Raw genomic sequence first — 18,566 nt, forward strand, 5'->3', positions numbered from 1 at the left:
CGTCAGAACCTCCGGAAGTCCGGTCGTCCTGTTGTCCGGACAGCATGACCAACGAACAAAGGACACCTTGTCCGGACATATGGTTGACAGCGCAGTCGGCGGACGGCACGTTGGGTCCATGCGCATCGGACTCATCGGCACCGGCCGGATCGGTTCCTTCCACTCGGGCGTGCTGGCCCGCCATCCCGAGGTGGACGCCCTGGTGGTGACGGACACCGACGGGGCGCGGGCGGCCGAGGTCGCGCACCGCACCGGCGCGACGGCGGTCCCGGGCGCCGACGAGGTGTTCGGCGCGGGGGTGGACGCCGTGGTGATCGCCTCGGCCACCTCGGCGCACGCGGAGCTGATCGGCCGGGCCGCACGGGCCGGGCTCCCGGCGTTCTGCGAGAAGCCGATCGCGCTGGACCTGCCGGGGACCCGGGCCGCGCTGCGCGAGGTCGACCGGGCCGGGAGCGTGCTCCAACTGGGCTTCATGCGCAGGTTCGACGCGGGGTACCGGGCGGCCCGCGCCGCCGTGCGGGCCGGTGCGCTGGGCCGGCTGCACACCGTGCGGTCGGTGACGATGGACCCCGCCCCGCCGCCTGCCGCGTATCTCCCGCTCTCCGGCGGGCTGTACCGGGACTGCCTGGTCCATGACTTCGACATGCTGCGGTGGGTGACCGGCCGTGAGGTGACGGAGGTGTACGCCACCGGGTCGGATGCCGGGCCCGGGATGTTCCGGGCGGCGGGCGACGTGGACACGGCGGCCGTCCTGCTGACCCTCGATGACGGCACCCTGGCCACGGCGGCGGCCACCCGCTGCAACGGCGCCGGTTACGACGTACGGATGGAAGTGGCGGGCGAGCTGGACCAGATCACGGTCGGCCTGGACGGCCGCACCCCGGTCACCTCGGCCGAACCGCAGGGACCCCCGGCTCCTTCCTCCCCGTGGCCCGGCTTCCTGGAGCGGTTCGCCCCGGCGTACGAGGCCGAACTGGACGCGTTCGTAGGGGTGGTTCGGGGGGAGCGGCCCAATCCGTGCGACGGGCGGGAGGCGTGGTTCGCGCTGCTGATCGCGGAGGCGTGCGAGGTGTCCCGCCGGGAGCGGCGCCCCGTGGCGATCGCGGAGATCGCCGACTGCGCGGCGCGGCCCGCCCCCTGAGGGCCCGGGTTCAGGCGGACGGGGCGGCCGACAGCACGGTCCCCTGCGCGACCGCGCAGAGCGTCCGCTCCCCGTCCTCCCCTGCCGCGAACAGCTCGCAGCGGACCACCGCCTGGCGGCGGCCGGTGTGCACCACTTCGGCGTCGGCGACGAGTGTGCTGCCGGTGGCGGGCCGGACGTACTGGATGGAGAAGCCACCGGTCAGCACGGCCGGGCCGAGCGTCGTGCCGGCGGCGAAGGTGATCGCGTTGTCGGCCGCGTAGGCCAGGACCCCGCCGTGCAGAAAGCCGTTCTGCTGCTGGAGTTCGGGGCGTATGTCCACTTCGAGGGTGGCGGCACCGTCCCCGAAGGCGGTGATCCGCGCCCCCACGAGACCGCTGAACGGCTGGCTGTCGAGAACCTTCCGCGCCAGCTCCAGGTCGAGTCCGTTCATTTCGGGGCTCCTTGTCTCACCAGCGGACGGGCAGCCCGCGCACCCCGCGGATCAGCATCCCGGGGATCCAGTCCAACTCCCCTGCCCCCACGTCCGGAGCGAGGGAGGGGCAGCGCTCCAGCAGTGTACGGATCGCGATCCGGCCCTCCATACGGGCCAGCGGAGCACCCAGGCAGAAGTGGGCACCGTGCCCGAAGGCCAGGTGGCCCCGGGCGTCGCGGCGGATGTCGAAGGTGTCCGGTTCCGGGTAGCGGCCGCGGTCCCGGTCGGCGCCCGCCAGGGACACCAGGACCGGGGCGCCCGCCGGGATGGTCCGCCGCCCGATCTCGACCTGTTCACGGGTATAGCGGAACGTGGCGGTCTCCACCGGCCCGTCGTAGCGCAGCATCTCCTCGACCGCACCGTCGAGCAGCTCCGGGTCCGCCCGCAGGGCGGCCAGCTGGGCGGGGTGGCCGAGCAGCGCCCGTACGCCGTTGGTGATCAGGTTGACCGTGGTCTCATGGCCCGCGACGAGCAACAGGAAGGCCATCCCCACGAGTTCGTCGGGCGACAGCGCGTCCCCGTCCTCGTCGCGCGTGCGGATCAGGGCGCTCATCAGGTCGTCGCCGGGCGAGCACCGCTTGTCCTCGATGAGTTCGCTCAGGTACTCGTTCATGGCGCGCACCGCTTCGATCCCCTGAAGCGGCGAGGCGGGGGTGATGACACCGTTGGAGAGTCCGCGGAATGCCTCGCGGTCCAGGTCCGGCACACCGATCAGCTCGCAGATGACGGTCATCGGCAGCGGGAAGGCGAGCGCGTCGACGAGATCGGCGCGTCCGGCGGGCACCATCGCGTCGAGGAGCCCGTCGGTGATCTGCTGCACGCGGGGGCGCAGCGCCTCGACCCGGCGGGCGGTGAACTCCCTCACGACGAGCTTGCGCAGCCGGGTGTGGTGGGGGGCGTCCAGCTCCAGCATGTTGAAGGAGATGGGGTCGCTCTCGGTGGGGGCACCCGGCAAACCCCGCCAGTCCTTGGCGAACCGCGGGTCGGCAAGGGTGGCACGGGCCTCGTCGTATCCCACCACCAGCCAGACGCTTTCGAACTCGTCGGTGCGTACGGTGTGCACCGGGCCCGCGGCGCGCAGCTTCTCGTAGTACGGATACGGGTTCGCGGTGAAGTCCGCGATCCCGGTCAGATCGACATCGACCTCGGCACGGCCACTGGCATCGGACATGGGATCGCCCCTCCCGGTCTGACGGTCGTTCGGCTCGATCGCTTCGGACCGACCGGTTCACCCTATGTCGCCGGCTCCGTGCCGTCATCGTCGAGCAGCCCGGCGTCGTGCACCAGCAGCGCGATCTGGACACGGTTGTTGAAGCCGAATTTGGCCAGGATCCGGGACACCTGTGTCTTCACGGTCGCCACGCTGAGGTAGAGCGTCGCGGCGATCTCGGCGTTGGAACGGCCGCGGGCGACGGCGATCGCCACCTCGCGTTCCCGCTCGGCGAGCGACGCGATCCGTGCCCGTGCCCGCTCGGCGCGGTCCGCCCGGTCGTCGCTGCCGGTCCGGGGCCCGGTCCCGGCCGCGCGGGCCATGAGCTGACGCGTCACCGCGGGCGACAGCACCGGGTCACCGGCCGCCACCCGTCGTACCGCGTCGACGATCTGCGCCGGCGGGGTGTCCTTCAGTACGAAACCGGCCGCTCCGGCGCGGATGGCCCGCAGCACCTGTTCGTCGGCGTGGAACGTCGTCAGGACGATGATCTGCGGGGCGCCGGGGCGGCTGCGCAGCGCCTCGGTCGCGGTCAGCCCGTCCATGCCCGGCATCCGGATGTCCATCAGCATCACGTCGGGGCGCAGCCGGCCGACGAGTTCCTCGGCCTCGGTGCCGTCCGCCCCCTCCCCCACGATTTCGATGTCTTCGGCGCCGCCGAGCATGAGGGCGAGTCCGGCCCGTACGAGCGGGTCGTCGTCGACGACGACCAGCCGGATGGGCTGCGCCGAGGGGTCCATCGGGGTCGGGGTGGTGGTCATGGGGCCACCGTAGCCAGGTCGTGTCGGGGACCGGGACGGCGCGTGACGGTCAGGCGGCCGGCCACGGCAGCGAGGCGCTGATCCGGAATCCGCCGTCCGGTTGCGGTCCGTGGTCGAGGCTGCCCCCGGCCAGGGTGGCGCGTTCCGTGAGGCCGATGAGTCCCTGGCCGGAGCCGGGGACCCGCTCGAAGGGTTCGGTGGGTGCCGGATTGTGCACCTCGACGGTGAGCCCTTGGCCCGGGGCTCCGGCGACCGTGATGGTGACCTCGGTGCCGGGTGCGTGCTTGCGGGCGTTGGTCAGGGCCTCCTGGGCGATGCGGTAGACGGTGCGGCCGGTGGCGGCAGGGGCCGTGCCGGGGTCGTCGACGCGGTTGTCGAAGGTGACCTTCATGCCGGCCAGCCGGGACTCGGCGATCAGCGAGTCCAGCGTGGCGAGGGTGGGCTGCGGCCGGTCGCCGTCGCTCTCGCCGGGGCTGCGCAGGACTCCGATGATCTCGCGGAGGTCCTGGAGCGCCTCGTGCGCGCTGTCCCGGATGACCCCGGCCGCACGGGCCACCTCGGCCTTCGGGGCGTCGGGGCGGAATTCGAGGGCTCCGGCGTGGACGCTGAGCAGGGTCAGCCGGTGGGCGAGGACGTCGTGCATCTCGCGGGCGATGGCCTCGCGGGCGAGCCGCTGCGCCTGTTCGGCGCGGAGCTCCGCCTCGGTCTCGGCCCGGTGGGCCCGCTCGCGCAGGGTGACGACGAGCTGTCGCCTGGACCGTACGGCCATGCCCCAGCTGATCACCAGCAGGGGCAGCAGCACCCCGATGGCCGTGGCCTGCACGAACGAGGTGCCCGGGTCGGGACGCAGATACGGCTGTACGGGGGCGAGCGCCAGGGCGAGTGCCCCGACGGCCGCCACGGGCCGGAACGGGCGGTGCACGGCCACCCCGAACAGCGCGACGAGCATGGCCCCCGCCGCGACCGGCTCGACTGCGGCGACCAGGACCAGGCCCACCGCGATGCCCAGCGGCCATCGCCGCCGCACCCACAGGACACAGCAGGCCAGGGTGCCGATCACGATGTCGGCGAACAGGACGCCGTCCGGGGTGGTGGGGTCGGCCTCGATCGTCGCGACCGTGAGCATGCCGACCATGGCCGCGCAGAGGAAGGCGGTGAGGTCGACGGCCCAGTCCCGCACGGTGCGTCGCGCGCGGCCGCGCCGGTCGCCGGGCAGCTCGGGGTCGGCCATCGCCGAGGGCAGCAGCCAGCGGTATTCCGTACGCGTCATGCCACAAAACTACCCAGGTGGGGCGGGTGGTCCCGGCTGTACGGGCGTGCCGGGCGACCAAAGTCGCGAAGGGCGAGACTTTCGGACCGACGGCGCGACGGGCGGGGCGCCGGCGGCCGCCGGCCGGCTCAGGGGGCGGCCGGAGTGACCGCGCGGCGGCCCCAGGCGGTGCCGGCCAGGACGAGCACCGCGCCCATCGCGCCGAGGACGCCGAGCCGCTCGCCACCGATCGCGATGCCCGCGGCGGCGGCCCACAGCGGTTCCGTGCCGAGCAGCAGGCTGACCCGGGACGGCGAGGTGCGGCGCACCGACCACATCTGCACGAAGAAGGCGAAGAGCGTGCAGAAGACGGAGAGGAAGAGCAGCCCGCCCCATTCCCGGACGCCGAATCCCGCGGCCACTGTCCACGGCGCCTCCCCGGTGCCGGGCACGGCCGCGAGCAGGGCGAAGACGGCGACCGCGCTGCCGAGCTGGACCGTGGTGAGCGAGAGCGAGTCGGCTCCCTGCACCGACTTGATGCGGGCCATCAGCAGCACGTGCACGGTGCGGGCGAGGGCGGCCACCAGCATCAGCAGATCACCGGCCGAGGGGCTGGTGAATCCGCCGCTCTGGGTCAGCAGCACCACTCCGGCGACCGAGAGCGCCGCAGCGGCGAGAAAGGCCCTGGGCGGACGGACACGTGTCACGGCGGCCTCGGCGAGCGGGGTGAAGATCATCGTGAGGCTGATGATGAGCCCCGCGTTGGTCGCCGAGGTGTGCACGACGCCGTACGTCTCCACGAGGAAGATCGCGCTGAGGACGAGCCCGAGCAGGCCGGCCCCCCGCCACTGCGCCGCGCCGAGCGCCCGCAGCCTGCGTCGGCCGGCCACGGCCAGCACGGGCAGTACGACGGCGAACCGCAGCACGAGCACGGCCAGGACCGTCTGGGCGGTGGTGATGCCCTTGGCCGCCAGGTAGCTCGAACCCCAGACGACGGCGACGAGCAGCACGGGCAGATCGGTGAGCCAGGCGCGGCGGGACGGGGCGAGGGTGGGCACGGCGATCGAGGACACCTGGGTGTTGCTCCTGGTTCTCCACGGCGGGAACGATGTGGAGACCTCGACGGCTCACACGCGGAACGATCACCGTACCGGCGTCGCCCCGTCCACAACAGCCCTCTCAGTCATCGAGCGGGAAGGTGCCGAACCGCGCCCGGCCCGTGGGCCGGTAGGTGTGGATCGAGATTCCGCTCGGGGTCTCCCGCGCCTCGGTCCGCTCGAAGGCGGTGGGCTGCCCGCCCTCGGGAAAGAGGCGGCCGCCGCTGCCAAGTACCACCGGGAAGTACAGCAGGTTGTACTCGTCGATCAGGCCGTGCGCCATGAGGGAACGGGCGAGTGCGCCGCTGCCGTGGATCTGGAGCTCGCCGCCCTCCGTGCGCTCCTTGAGGCGGGCGATCTCCTCGGCGACGTCCGTGGAGATGACGGTCGTGTTGTGCCACTCGGGCTTGTCCAGGGTGGTCGAGACGACGTACTTGGGGAGGGTGTTGAGGCTGCTCGCGACCAGGTTCCCGGGGGCGGTCACCTTGGGCCAGTACGCGGCGAAGATGTCGTACGTGCGGCGGCCCAGGAGGAAGGCCGCCGAGCGGCCGAACAGCCCGTCGATGAAGCGCATCATGCCCTCGTCCGCGAACGGCACGGTCCAGCCGCCGTACTCGAAACCGCCGCCGCGGTCCTCGTCGGGCCCGCCCGGCGCCTGCATGACGCCGTCGAGCGACAGGAAGGTGGTGAGAGTCAGCTTGGCCATGGTCCTTCTCCTGTGTTCCGGTCCACCGATGGTCTTTCTCCTTCGACTCCGCTGCCACCCGGAACTCATCGGCCGGGCCATGGACGGCGCCCGGGGCAGGCGTCCGATTCCCGCCGGTGACGGAAGCGCGGAACGGCTTTCCTGGTCCGTGTCGAAGCACCGGGCCGAGACATCACCGGCCAGACATCACCGACCAGCGAGGAAACCATCATGACCAGCACCGTCACCAGCACCGGCACGACCCGCGCCGCGCTCGTCACCGGAGGCAGCCGCGGGATCGGCGCCGCGACCGCCCTGCGGCTCGCCCGGGAGGGCGTCGACGTGGCGCTGACGTACGTACAGGACGAGGCGGCCGCCCACGAGGTCGTGGCTCAGATCCGCTCGTACGGCCGACGGGGCGTCGCCCTGCGCATGGACTCGGCCGACCCGGAGGCGGTCCCGGCGGCCGTGACCGGGGCCGCGGACGCGCTCGGCCGGCTGGACATCCTCGTCAACAACGCGGGCATCGGCGTGCTCGGCCCGATCGGCACCCTCACCCCGGCCGACGTGGACCGGGTGCTGGCGGTGAACGTGCGGGCGGTGTTCCTGGCCTGCCGCGCCGCGGCGGGGCTGATGGAGCGCGGTGGCCGCATCGTCTCCATCGGTACGGCCCTGAGCCGGCACGCGGGCGGTCCCGGCTCCACCCTCTACGCGATGAGCAAGTCGGCGCTGGCCGGTCTCACCAAGCCGCTGGCCCGCGAGCTCGGCCCGCGCGGCATCACGGTCAATCTGGTGCAGCCCGGTCCGGTCGACACGGACCTCAACCCGGCCGACGGCCCGTTCGCCGCCGGCCAGCGCTCGGCGACCGCCCTGGACCGCTTCGGCACGACGGACGAGGTGGCTTCCCTCGTCGCCTACCTGGCCGGTGGCGAGGCGGCGTACATCACCGGCACCGAGCTGACGGTGGACGGCGGCCACGCGGCCTGACCGCTCCCGCGCCAGGAAGCGGAAGCGTGCGGCGTCACCGCGAGCGCGGGGTGACCTCCGCCATCCGGGACCATCCCTCGCCCGGCACCTCCACGTTGATGATCTCCGGCGTCTCGGCAACGAGGTCCGCCATCAGGTCCATGGCTACCGCGAAGTGCTCGGACTTCACGTGGGCCGCACCGGCCTCCGGGGAGGCGAAGGCCTCCAGCAGGACGAACTGGTCGGGGTTCTCGACGCTGTACGACCACTCGAAGAACACATTGCCCGGCTCCTGCCGGGTGGCGAGGGTGAAGGGCTCGACGGCCGGGAGCCAGTTGTCGCGCTCCTCGCTGCGGACGGTGAACTTGACGGCGATGAAGATCATGCGACAAGGGTCGCACAAGCCCCGGAAGCGGACTCATCGGGCACGCCCGGATGGCGCCGGTCCCGGGCCGGGACGAAAGATCCCGGCCCGGGACGGCCCTCAGCCGCCCAGTTCGCGGTGGCGGGCGGCCAGCCGCGCGGCGCCCTCCTCGGTCGGCGATCCGAAGAGCCGGAGCCGGGAGATCCCGCCGTCCGGGAAGATGTCGATCCGGATGTGCGTGGCTCGGACCGCCTCCGGCAGGACGAAGCGGTGGTCGGTGTCGGGCTGCAGCCGGGTCCGGGGCAGCATCTCGGTCCACTCGCCGCTCTCGCCGTCCCGGGCGAAGAGACTCGCCCAGCCCGCCGAGTTGCCCTTCAGGTAGGCGGTGTCGATCTCGACGGCGCGGATCTCCGCCTGCTCGACGAGCCGGTAGCGGATCCAGTCGTTGCCCTTGTCGCGCCGGCGCCGGGTCTCCCAGCCGTCGTCCATCTTGCGGGACCGGCCGGGCTGGATGGTGTTGGTGGCCGGGGAGTAGAAGCGGTCGGAGGCGTCCTCCACCGTGCCGCCGTTCTCCAGCGCGACCAGGTCGAAGGTGCCGAGGGCGGCCAGCCAGGCGGGGTCGGGGGTGACCTCGCCGTGCACCCGGAGGCGGGCTATCCCGCCGTCGGGGTGCTGGTTGACCCGCAGATGGGTGACGAGCTGCTCGCCCTCGACCACGAAGCCGTTGGCCGCGTGCCCGCCGACGGCCGTACGGGGGACGAGCGTCGTCCACTTCACCTCGGGCGCGAGCAGTTCGCCGGGCGACGGGGAGCCCGGCACGCAGGCCGCCTCGACGGAGACCGCCTGCGGGTAGTTGCCGCGGAAGTGGGCGGTGTCGACGACGATGCCGCGTACGACTCCGGGGACCCCGAGCCGTACCAGCGCCCAGTCGTGGTCCTCGTCCGCGGGGTGCGGTACCTCGGCGCTCTCGCCGCGGCGGCGGCGGGTCTCCCAGCCGTCCATGATCTTGCCCTTGTGGCCGAAGCGCTCGGGGTCGAACTCGGCGGGCTCCGGCCGGAGCAGGTTCTCGCGCTCGGCGAAGAACTCGTCGTTGGCCGCGATCACGCCCGCGCCGAGCCGCCGGTCGGCGAGGTCGACGAGGCCGGTGAAGGGGAAGTCGGCGGTGCGGTAGTCGGCGTACGGGTCGCCGCCGCCGTACGGGTTCGCGTCACCGGTGAAGCGGGCTGTCGCCGTCATGGTCACTGGTTCCTTTCGAGGAGTCGGCCGGTGGGCTCGCCGACGGTGCCTTCGGCCGCGATCCGCACCCCGCGCAGCCAGGTCGACTTCACGACGCCGTGCAGGGTCTTGCCGGCGTACGCGGTGACCTGGTTGCGGTGGTAGAGCTCGGCGGGGTCGACGGTGAACGTGTCGTCCGGGGCGAGCACCGCGAAGTCCGCGTCCCGGCCGGCCTCGATGGCGCCCTTGTGGGTCAGTCCGGCCAGCTCGGCGGGGGCGGCCGACATCCAGCGGACGACGTCGTCGAGCGAGTGGCCGCGCTTGCGGGCCTCGGTCCAGATGGCGGGCAGTCCGAGCTGGAGGGAGGAGATCCCGCCCCAGGCCGTGCCGAAGTCCGGCGTCTTGAGGTCGGTGGTGCACGGCGAGTGGTCGGAGACGATGCAGTCGATCGTCCCGTCGGCCAGCCCCTCCCACAGCGCGTCCTGGTTGGCCGCCTCGCGGATCGGCGGGCAGCACTTGAACTCCGTGGCGCCGTCCGGGACCTCCTCGGCGGTGAGGGTGAGGAAGTGCGGGCAGGACTCGACCGAGATCCGTACGCCTTCACGCTTCGCCGCCGCGATCATCGGCAGGGCGTCGCTGGAGGACAGGTGCAGGACGTGGACGCGGGCACCGAGCCGCCTGGCGTGCGCGATCAGCCCCTCGATCGCGGTGTTCTCGGCGTCGCGGGGCCGGGAGGCGAGGAAGTCGGCGTACGCGGGCCCGCCGCGCTGCGGGGCGTCGGCCAGGTGGTGCGGGTCCTCGGCGTGCACGATCAGCAGCCCGCCGAAGCCGGCGATCTCCGCCATGGACCGGGCCAGCTGCTCCTGGTCGAGCTCCGGGAACTCCTCGACGCCGGAGGGCGAGAGGAAGCACTTGAAGCCGAACACCCTGGCCTCGTACAGCGGTCGCAGGTCCTTGACGTTGGACGGTATCGCGCCGCCCCAGAATCCGGTGTCGATGTGCGCCTTGGGGGCGGCCACCTGCTGCTTGGTGCGCAGGTGGCCGACGGTGGTGGTCGGCGGGAGGGAGTTGAGCGGCATGTCCAGCAGGGTGGTGATACCGCCCGCCGCCGCCGCGCGGGTGGCGGTCCAGAAGCCCTCCCACTCCGTGCGGCCCGGGTCGTTCACATGGACATGTGTGTCGACGATCCCGGGGAGCAGGACGTCGTCGCCGAAGTCCTCCAGCCGGGCGCCGGCCGGCACCTCGGCGTCGTACGGCAGGACGGCGTCGATTCTCCCGTCGGCGACGGCGACCGCTGCGGGGCGCGTCCCGTCCGGGGTGACCACACGCGTCGAGCGCAGTACCAGTTTCACGTCCGCACCGGACACCCGTGCTCCTCACTTCGGACTTTCGAACGCTGACGAATTCAACGAACTGTTGAAGGAGTCTTCACTCGGGATTCGGGCCCGTCAAGACCCACTTTCCCCGCCGGGCGGCCGTCGGGCCATTCCGCGCCCACAACTGGAGATTTCCACAAAGTAGAAGACTCTTTTCGAAGAGCGGAACGTAACATAGGACCAGTACCGGCCCGAAGAACTGCCCCGCCGACTGCCGACACCAGGACAAACGGGCTCTGACCGGCCAGGACGCCGTACCCGGAGCAGTGGGCCGATCGGGAACCGCCCGGTAGGCTGCTGGGTGCCTCGCCGGGCGGGGCACCCGCTCTTCCGCCTCGAAAGGAACGTTGACGTGCCGCCGTCCCACGCCAGCACATCCGACTCCAAGCCCGCCGCTACCAGCGGTGGTGTGCAGTCCCTTGAGCGCGCCTTCGATCTGCTGGAGCGGATGGCGGACGCGGGGGGTGAGGTCGGGCTGAGCGAACTCTCCGCGAGCAGCGGACTCCCCCTGCCCACCATTCACCGCCTGATGCGCACGCTGGTGCTCTGCGGATACGTCCGCCAGCAGCCCAACCGCCGCTACGCGCTGGGCCCCCGGCTGATCCGGCTCGGCGAGTCCGCGTCCCGGCTCCTGGGCACCTGGGCCCGCCCGTATCTCGCGCGGCTGGTCGAGGAGACCGGCGAGACCGCGAACATGGCGCTGCTCGACGGCGACGAGATCGTGTACGTGGCACAGGTGCCGTCCAAGCACTCGATGCGCATGTTCACCGAGGTCGGCCGCCGGGTGCTCCCCCACTCCACCGGGGTGGGCAAGGCGCTGCTGGCGCACACGCCGCCGGAGGAGGTGCGGGCCCTGCTCGCCCGTACCGGCATGCCGGCCGCCACCGAGAAGACGATCACCACCCCCGACGGTTTCCTCGACGCGCTGGAGCAGGTCCGCCGGGTCGGCTACGCGGTCGACGACAACGAGCAGGAGATCGGGGTGCGCTGCCTGGCGGTCTCGGTACCGAACTCGCCCACCTCGGCCGCGATCTCGATCTCCGGTCCGGCGGGCCGGGTGACGGACACCGCGACGGAGCGGATCGTGCCGATCCTCCAGCAGGCCGCCAAGGAGCTCTCCGACGCGCTGGCGAGCAGCGGTTCCACCGGCTGAGAGCCGGCATACGGGGAGGGGGGTGGCCGCCGGCCACCCCCCTCCCCGTATGTCCCCCGTGCCTCAGGCCGGTTCCGGCACCGTCAGGCGGCCGTCGTCCATCCGGACCGTGCGGTCCGCCTTGTCCAGGTGGGCCAGGTCGTGCGTGACCAGCACCGTCGCCGTCGACCGCTCCCGGGTGAGCGTGACCAGCAGGTCCAGCACCGCCGCGCCCCGCTCGTGGTCGAGCGCGCTGGTCGGTTCGTCGACCAGCAGCACCGCCGGGTCGTTCATCAGGGCCCGTGCGATGTTGATCCGCTGCCGCTGGCCGCCCGACAGCTGGTGGGGCCTGCGTCCGGCCTGGTCGGCCAGGCCGACCGCGTCCAGCAGTTCCAGTGCCCGGGTGCGCGCCGCGCGCACCTGGCCGCCCGAGAGGTGGGTCATCACCTGGAGCTGCTCGGCCGCCGTGAGCGACGGCAGCAGATTGGGCTGCTGGAAGACGATGCCGATGTGCTCGCGCCGCAGCCGCGCCTGATCCGCACGGCCGAGACCGGCGGTGTCCGTGCCGGCGACGGCCACCCGGCCGGTGTCCGGGGTGACCAGGGTCGCGGCCACGGCGAGCAGGCTGGACTTGCCGGAGCCGGACGGTCCCACGACCGCCGTGAGCGAACCCGCGGGCACGTCCAGCGAGATCCGGTCGAGAGCGGTGAGCCGGGTGTCGCCGTCGGGGTAGGTGAGGGTGACGTCGGCGAGGGTGAGGGTCATCGGGCACTCCCGAGTGCGGTGAGCGGGTCGACGGCGGTGATCCGCCGGATGGACAGGGCCGCCCCGAGGGCACCGAGGACGATCATGATGGCCGCCGGGACCAGGACGGTCGCCGCGTCGAGGACGAATGGCACGGCCCCGCCACTGATCAGGGCGCCGATGCCGGAGGCGAGTGCGGTGCCCACGCCGGTCCCGATGGCGAGCATCACGACGGCCTGCCCGAGCGCGTCGCGCAGCAGGTACCGGGTGGAGGCGCCGAGCGCCTTGAGCACGGCTACGTCGCCGCTGCGCTGGATCGTCCAGACGGTGAAGAAGGCGCCGATGACCAGGGCGGAGATGGCGAAGAGGAAGCCGCGCATCAGCTGGAGCGAGCCGTTCTCGGCCTGGTAGGAGCCGATGGCGGTGAGGGAGTCGGCGAGGGTGAGGGTGCTGGTGCCGGCCGCCTTGTCGCCCGCGCCGAGATCGGCGCCGCCGGTGGTGGTCAGGGCGATCACCGTGGCATGCCGGGCCCCGCTGTCGCCGTCGCCGCCGAAGTGCTGCCAGTCGTCGAGCGAGGTCCACACGACCGGGGTGTGGCTGTACGAGGCGTCCCCCGCGACGGCCACGACGGTGACCTCGGTGGAGCCGAGCCGCAGCCGGTCACCGGCCCCGGCCGCCAGGTCGTCGGCGGCCTGCTCGGACAGCACCACCTTCCCCGGTCCGACCCGGGCACCGCCGGTGGGCGCCAGGTCCCCGTCCGGCCGGACGCCGAACGCCGACACCGCGGCCGTGCGCTCCCCCTGGCCGGCGACGGCGTTGAGGGTGCGGATGCCGAGCGGCTCCGCGCCGCTCACCCCGGGCCGCTCCGCCCAGCTCCGCCAGGCGCTCTCCTGGACGACCGAGTCGGTGAAGGACACGGACCGGTCCTCGGGCGGGGCGGCGAACGCGAGGTGGTCGGCGTTCAGCCCGGTGATGGCCGAGGTGTTCTCCCGGGCCAGACCGGCGGTGAGGCCGGACAACAGACCCACGAGCAGCGTGATCAGCACCACGACCGTGCCCATGAGCGCGAACCGGCCCTTGGCGAACCGGAGATCTCTCCATGCGACGAACATGCTCCAAGCCTCGGCCTCCGGGCGCCCGGAAACATCGCCCGGCGGTGGGGCCCGACATCAACCTTTCGATTGACCGGCGCCCGGCGCCCCCCGTCTACGCTGGATGAATCATGGATTCCCGCGCCCATCCCCCGGTCGCCGCCGCGCTGCGGCTGTGTCTGCACGCGCTGCTGGTGGGGCTGCTCGCACTCGCGGCGGTACGGGCCGTCAGCGACGGCACCCACGCCACGGCGGTCGTCACGGTCAGCTGCCTGATGGCCGCCGTCTACGCGGCGGGCGCGCTCGCCCCCGCCGTACAGCCCGGCACCCCCGCGGGTGCACTGTGGCTGGCGGCGCTGGGCGCCGTGTGGCTGGCGCTGCTCCTCCTGTCACCGGAGGCCCTGTGGGTGGCCTTCCCGCTCTACTTCCTGCAGCTGCATCTGCTGCCGACCCGCTGGGCCCTGCCGGCCGTCGTGGTCACCGCGGCCGCCGCCATCGCCTGTTTCGTGCTGCACGGCGAGCCCGTCACACCGGGCACCTTCATCGGGCCGGTGCTCGGGGCGGCCGTCGCGGTCGCCACGGTCCTCGGGTACGAGGCGCTGTTCCGGGAGAGCGAACGGCGCCGGGAGCTCATCGAGGAGCTGATGTCGACCCGGGCGGAGCTGGCCGAGGCGGAACGCACCGCGGGCACGCTCGCCGAGCGCGAGCGGCTGGCCCGCGAGATCCACGACACCCTCGCCCAGGGCCTGTCCAGCATCCAGCTGCTGCTGCGCGCCGCCGAACGCACCCTGGCCGCCGACGCCCCCGCCACCGCGCATGTCCGCCGGGCCCGGGAGGCCGCCCAGGACAACCTGGCCGAGGCCCGCCGCTTCGTCCGCGCCCTGTCGCCGCCGGACCTGGAGAACGGCTCCCTGGCGGCCGCCCTGGAACGCCTCTCGTCCCGCAGCACCGGCCCCGGCCTCACCGTGCAGTTCGCGGTGAGCGGCACGCCGGTGGAGCTGCCCACCCCGTACGAGGTGGCGCTGCTGCGTACCGCCCAGTCGGCGCTGGCCAACACGGTTCAGCACGCCAGGGCCCGGCGTGCGGAGATCACCCTCAGCTTCATGGACACCTCGGTGTCGCTGGACGTCGTAGACGACGGCCGGGGGTTCACCCCGGGGCTCGGCCCGGTCGTCGCGGACCAGGACACCGGGGGCTTCGGACTGCCCGCGATGCGTGCGCGGGCCCGTTCGCTGGGCGGCACGCTCAGTGTCGAGTCGGCCCCCGGTCAGGGCGCGGCCGTCGCCCTGACCCTTCCGCTCCCGATCCCCGACGGCCGGCCAGGACAGGACGCCGCATGACCACCCCCGCCGACACCCCCATCAGGCTGCTGCTCGCCGACGACCACCCGGTGGTACGGGCGGGGCTGCGCGCCGTGCTCGACTCCGAACCCGGTTTCCGGGTGGTCGCCGAGGCGGCCACGGCCGAGCGGGCCGTCGAGCTCGCCGCGACCGGTGAGTTCGACGTCGTCCTCATGGACCTCCAGTTCGGGCCGGGCATGCACGGCTCGCAGGCCACCGCGGCCATCACGGCGCAGCCGGGCGCGCCGCGCGTCCTGATCCTCACCACGTACGACTCGGACGCCGACATCCTGGCCGCGGTCGAGGCGGGTGCCGCCGGCTATCTGCTGAAGGACGCCCCGCCGGAGGAGCTGGCGGCGGCGGTACGCACCGCGGCGGCGGGCCGCTCGGCGCTGGCACCGGCCGTCGCCCACCGTCTGATGGACCGCATGCGGACCCCCGCGGAGGCCCTCACCAAGCGCGAGCTGGAGGTACTCCAACTGGTCGGCGAGGGGCTGTCGAACCTGCAGATCAGCAAGCGGCTCTTCCTCAGCCAGGCGACGGTGAAGTCCCACCTGGTGCACATCTACGCCAAGCTCGGCGTGGACTCCCGCACCTCGGCGGTCGCGGCGGCGACGGCCCGCAGGCTCATCCGCCGCTGACGCCGCCGCCCGCCGTCGCGCCGCCGGTCAGCCGCGCGGCGGCTCGCCGAAGAGATCGACGGCGACCCGTACGTCCCTGAGCGCGGAGGCCAGCGCGCTCACCGAGCCGATCGCCCCCGCGATCAGCAGCAGCGAACGGCGCAGCCGCGGAATCTCGGGCACGCCGCCCGTCGCCATCGCGTCCAGGGCGGCCAGCTCCTCCTCGGCGATCCCCCGGTCCGGGAATTCGCGCGGATGCCCCGCCAGCTCACGGCGGAGCCGGGAGACGGCCGTGCGCAGCTCGGTCACCCTCGGATCCTCGCCGCTGCCGGTCACCCGCGTCTGCCCCACGCTTCGCAACAAAGCACTCCCCCTCGCACATCCTTGTGCCAGTGTTCCGACCGGTCCCCACACCTTGTTCAAGTGTCCGGGCGTGCGCGCAAGTTAACGCCATGACAGGTATCGGGCGCCACTCCGCGGACAGAATTCGGGGTGTCCCGTATGGGTGATCTGCGCGCCGTGCGGTGGACGCCGTCGCCGTCCGCACCCGCCTCCGCTTGCTTGCGCGAAGGGTGTGCGCAGGGTGCGCGACGGGGCACGAGGGGTGCGCGTCCGGGGCGCGTCGGTGTATCCAGACCGCATGACTGCGACAACACCAGCCCCGAAGGTAGCCGGACTGCTGCTCGCCGCAGGCGGCGGGCGACGGCTCGGCGGGCGGCCCAAGGCCCTGCTCGAACACCATGGCCGGCCACTGGTCGAGCACGCGGTGCGGATGCTGCGGGACGGCGGCTGCGACCCCGTCCACGTGGTGCTCGGCGCGGCGGCCGAGCGGGTACGGGAGCTGGCCGACCTCACCGGCTGCGCGGTGACCGTCAACCCCGGATGGGCCGAGGGCATGGGCTCCTCGTTGCGGGCGGGCCTCGGGGCGCTGGCCGCCACGGGGGCGGACGCGGCACTCGTCCTCCTGGTCGACCAGCCGGGGATCGGCGCGGACGCGGTGGCCCGGGTGCGCGCGGCGTACCGCTCCCGGACGGGGATCGCGGCCGCATCGTACGGCGGGGAGCGCGGCCATCCGGTGCTGTTCGGGGCGGACCTGTGGGCACAGATCGCGGCGGGGGCGGTGGGTGACCAGGGCGCTAGGGCGTATCTGCGGGCGCACCGCGATGCGATCACGCTCGTCGAGTGTTCCGATGTGGCTCAGGCGTACGACATCGACACGGTGGAGGACCTGAAACACCTCGGGTGACCGGACTGGCACGCTGCGCCAGCATCGGGGCAGTTCTGTCGACCCGGAGAATCTCGACATCAACAAACCATTGAACTTCCACCATGAGGAAACTACTATCCACTGGTCAGAAGCCCTCTGCACCTCGGACGGCTTCCACGCCCGTATCCCGGAGCCCTGGCACGCCGTGCCATTTCAGGCGACCCGGCGGCCGTGAGACGCCGCCCGCACCGCCCGCTGAAGGAGTGACAGCTCATGTCCGCACCAGCGCCGTCCCCGCTGGCCATCGTCGATGCCGAGCCCCTGCCCCGGCAGGAAGAGGTCCTGACCGACGCGGCCCTCGCGTTCGTGGCCGAGCTGCACCGGCAGTTCACGCCCCGCCGCGACGAGCTGCTCGCCCGCCGCGGCGAGCGCCGCGCCGAGATCGCCCGCACCTCCACGCTGGACTTCCTGCCCGAGACGGCGGCGATCCGCGCGGACGATTCCTGGAAGGTCGCCCCGGCCCCGGCCGCGCTGAACGACCGCCGGGTGGAGATCACCGGTCCGACCGACCGCAAGATGACCATCAACGCCCTGAACTCGGGCGCGAAGGTCTGGCTCGCCGACTTCGAGGACGCGTCCGCCCCCACGTGGGAGAACGTTGTCCTCGGCCAGCTCAACCTGATCGACGCGTACACCCGCGCCATCGACTTCACGGACCCGAAGTCCGGCAAGTCGTACGCCCTCAAGCCCGCCGACGAGCTCGCCACGGTCGTCATGCGCCCCCGCGGCTGGCACCTGAGCGAGCGCCACCTCCAGTTCGACGGCACCCCGGTGCCCGGCGCGCTGGTCGACTTCGGCCTCTACTTCTTCCACAACGCCCAGCGCCTCATCGACCTCGGCAAGGGCCCGTTCTTCTACCTCCCGAAGACGGAGTCGCACCTGGAGGCCCGCCTCTGGAACGACATCTTCGTCTTCGCCCAGGACTACGTCGGCATCCCGCAGGGCACCGTCCGCGCGACCGTCCTGATCGAGACGATCACGGCCGCGTACGAGATGGAGGAGATCCTCTACGAGCTCCGCGACCACGCCGCCGGGCTGAACGCGGGCCGCTGGGACTACCTCTTCTCCATCGTCAAGAACTTCCGCGACGGCGGCTCCAAGTTCGTCCTGCCGGACCGCAACGCGGTGACGATGACCGCGCCGTTCATGCGCGCGTACACCGAACTCCTCGTCCGCACCTGCCACAAGCGCGGCGCGCACGCCATCGGTGGCATGGCCGCCTTCATCCCGTCCCGCCGCGACGCCGAGGTCAACAAGGTCGCGTTCGAGAAGGTCAAGGCCGACAAGGACCGCGAGGCGAACGACGGCTTCGACGGCTCCTGGGTCGCCCACCCGGACCTGGTCCCGATCGCCATGGCGTCCTTCGACGCGGTCCTCGGCGAGAAGCCGAACCAGAAGGAGCGCCTGCGCGAGGACGTCGCGGTGGCCGCCGGCGACCTGATCGCCATCGACACCCTGGACGCCAAGCCCACCTACGAGGGGCTGCGCAACGCCGTCGCGGTCGGCATCCGCTACATCGAGGCCTGGCTGCGCGGCATGGGCGCGGTCGCCATCTTCAACCTGATGGAGGACGCCGCCACCGCGGAGATCTCCCGCTCGCAGATCTGGCAGTGGATCAACGCGGACGTGGTCTTCGAGAACGGCGAGCACGCCACGGCGGAGCTGGCCCGCAAGGTCGCGACCGAGGAACTGGCCGCGATCCGCGCGGAGATCGGCGACGAGGCGTTCGCCGCCGGCAAGTGGCAGCAGGCCCACGACCTCCTGCTCCAGGTCTCCCTGGACCAGGACTACGCGGACTTCCTGACGCTGCCCGCGTACGAGCAGTTGGGCTGA

At 72.5% G+C, this 18,566-nt stretch carries 19 protein-coding genes; 7 read left to right on the forward strand and 12 right to left on the reverse strand.

Translation table 11 applies throughout. The features are described 5' to 3' along the window. The first annotated feature begins 118 nt into the window (after nt 1–118). Complete coding sequence (locus ACFYY7_RS05340) at nt 119–1,141, forward strand: Gfo/Idh/MocA family oxidoreductase (RefSeq protein ID WP_388657325.1); 1,023 nt, start codon at nt 119–121, stop codon at nt 1,139–1,141. 10 nt (nt 1,142–1,151) lie between these two features. Here the strand turns inward: ACFYY7_RS05340 and ACFYY7_RS05345 are convergent, their stop codons facing one another. The 6 genes from ACFYY7_RS05345 to ACFYY7_RS05370 form a co-directional block, all read right to left on the reverse strand. After that, a complete protein-coding gene (locus ACFYY7_RS05345) occupies nt 1,152–1,574 on the reverse strand; it encodes a PaaI family thioesterase (protein ID WP_388657328.1) in 423 nt (140 codons plus the stop codon). A gap of 16 nt (nt 1,575–1,590) precedes the next feature. After that, nucleotides 1,591–2,787: a cytochrome P450 gene (locus ACFYY7_RS05350; RefSeq protein WP_388657331.1), complete on the reverse strand. Its 1,197-nt coding sequence runs from the start codon at nt 2,785–2,787 to the stop codon at nt 1,591–1,593. Between the two features lie 62 nt (nt 2,788–2,849). Further along, a complete protein-coding gene (locus ACFYY7_RS05355; RefSeq protein WP_388657333.1) occupies nt 2,850–3,587 on the reverse strand; it encodes a response regulator in 738 nt (245 codons plus the stop codon). Nucleotides 3,588–3,636: 49 nt separating this feature from the next. Then, complete coding sequence (locus ACFYY7_RS05360; protein WP_388657336.1) at nt 3,637–4,857, reverse strand: sensor histidine kinase; 1,221 nt, start codon at nt 4,855–4,857, stop codon at nt 3,637–3,639. 128 nt (nt 4,858–4,985) lie between these two features. Then, a complete protein-coding gene (locus ACFYY7_RS05365) occupies nt 4,986–5,909 on the reverse strand; it encodes a DMT family transporter (RefSeq protein ID WP_388657339.1) in 924 nt (307 codons plus the stop codon). A 106-nt stretch (nt 5,910–6,015) separates the two neighbouring features. Continuing rightward, nucleotides 6,016–6,639 carry a dihydrofolate reductase family protein gene (locus ACFYY7_RS05370; RefSeq protein WP_388657341.1) on the reverse strand — a complete coding sequence of 208 codons (624 nt, stop codon included), beginning with the start codon at nt 6,637–6,639 and terminating at the stop codon, nt 6,016–6,018. Nucleotides 6,640–6,849: 210 nt separating this feature from the next. Here ACFYY7_RS05370 and ACFYY7_RS05375 point away from each other — a divergent pair, with 210 nt between their 5' ends. Beyond that, complete coding sequence (locus ACFYY7_RS05375) at nt 6,850–7,605, forward strand: SDR family NAD(P)-dependent oxidoreductase (RefSeq protein WP_388657344.1); 756 nt, start codon at nt 6,850–6,852, stop codon at nt 7,603–7,605. Between the two features lie 34 nt (nt 7,606–7,639). On the opposite strand, the gene ACFYY7_RS05380 is transcribed toward ACFYY7_RS05375, so the two are convergent. From ACFYY7_RS05380 to allB, 3 genes are all read right to left on the reverse strand, one after another. After that, a complete protein-coding gene (locus ACFYY7_RS05380) occupies nt 7,640–7,969 on the reverse strand; it encodes a putative quinol monooxygenase (protein ID WP_388657347.1) in 330 nt (109 codons plus the stop codon). A 99-nt stretch (nt 7,970–8,068) separates the two neighbouring features. Beyond that, nucleotides 8,069–9,184 carry an allantoicase gene (alc, locus tag ACFYY7_RS05385; protein ID WP_388657350.1) on the reverse strand — a complete coding sequence of 372 codons (1,116 nt, stop codon included), beginning with the start codon at nt 9,182–9,184 and terminating at the stop codon, nt 8,069–8,071. Nucleotides 9,185–9,186: 2 nt separating this feature from the next. Next, complete coding sequence (gene allB, locus ACFYY7_RS05390; protein WP_388657353.1) at nt 9,187–10,530, reverse strand: allantoinase AllB; 1,344 nt, start codon at nt 10,528–10,530, stop codon at nt 9,187–9,189. Between the two features lie 361 nt (nt 10,531–10,891). On the opposite strand from allB, the gene ACFYY7_RS05395 reads away from it, so the two are divergent. Then, nucleotides 10,892–11,692: an IclR family transcriptional regulator gene (locus tag ACFYY7_RS05395; protein ID WP_351252794.1), complete on the forward strand. Its 801-nt coding sequence runs from the start codon at nt 10,892–10,894 to the stop codon at nt 11,690–11,692. A gap of 63 nt (nt 11,693–11,755) precedes the next feature. Here the strand turns inward: ACFYY7_RS05395 and ACFYY7_RS05400 are convergent, their stop codons facing one another. After that, complete coding sequence (locus ACFYY7_RS05400; protein ID WP_388657355.1) at nt 11,756–12,436, reverse strand: ABC transporter ATP-binding protein; 681 nt, start codon at nt 12,434–12,436, stop codon at nt 11,756–11,758. Further along, nucleotides 12,433–13,527 carry an ABC transporter permease gene (locus ACFYY7_RS05405; RefSeq protein ID WP_388657357.1) on the reverse strand — a complete coding sequence of 365 codons (1,095 nt, stop codon included), beginning with the start codon at nt 13,525–13,527 and terminating at the stop codon, nt 12,433–12,435. Before ACFYY7_RS05405 ends, ACFYY7_RS05400 begins: the two co-directional genes overlap by 4 nt. A gap of 110 nt (nt 13,528–13,637) precedes the next feature. Between ACFYY7_RS05405 and ACFYY7_RS05410 the strand changes: the two genes are divergently transcribed. Both ACFYY7_RS05410 and ACFYY7_RS05415 read left to right on the forward strand, forming a co-directional pair. Next, nucleotides 13,638–14,846, forward strand: coding sequence for a sensor histidine kinase (locus tag ACFYY7_RS05410; RefSeq protein WP_388657360.1), 1,209 nt, complete (start codon nt 13,638–13,640; stop codon nt 14,844–14,846). Then, nucleotides 14,843–15,487, forward strand: a complete 645-nt coding sequence (locus ACFYY7_RS05415; protein ID WP_351252790.1) for a response regulator transcription factor — start codon at nt 14,843–14,845, stop codon at nt 15,485–15,487. The genes ACFYY7_RS05410 and ACFYY7_RS05415 overlap by 4 nt, the downstream gene beginning before the upstream one ends. Before the next feature lie 27 nt (nt 15,488–15,514). On the opposite strand, the gene ACFYY7_RS05420 is transcribed toward ACFYY7_RS05415, so the two are convergent. After that, nucleotides 15,515–15,817 carry a DUF5955 family protein gene (locus tag ACFYY7_RS05420; RefSeq protein ID WP_356078955.1) on the reverse strand — a complete coding sequence of 101 codons (303 nt, stop codon included), beginning with the start codon at nt 15,815–15,817 and terminating at the stop codon, nt 15,515–15,517. 289 nt (nt 15,818–16,106) lie between these two features. On the opposite strand from ACFYY7_RS05420, the gene ACFYY7_RS05425 reads away from it, so the two are divergent. Further along, nucleotides 16,107–16,712 carry an NTP transferase domain-containing protein gene (locus ACFYY7_RS05425; protein ID WP_388657363.1) on the forward strand — a complete coding sequence of 202 codons (606 nt, stop codon included), beginning with the start codon at nt 16,107–16,109 and terminating at the stop codon, nt 16,710–16,712. A gap of 234 nt (nt 16,713–16,946) precedes the next feature. After that, on the forward strand, nt 16,947–18,566 hold the full coding sequence (aceB, locus tag ACFYY7_RS05430) for a malate synthase A (RefSeq protein WP_388657366.1): 1,620 nt from the start codon (nt 16,947–16,949) through the stop codon (nt 18,564–18,566).

It is taken from the genome of Streptomyces sp. NPDC001933 (assembly GCF_042890955.1).
In the GTDB taxonomy this organism is placed as follows: Bacteria; Actinomycetota; Actinomycetes; order Streptomycetales; family Streptomycetaceae; genus Streptomyces.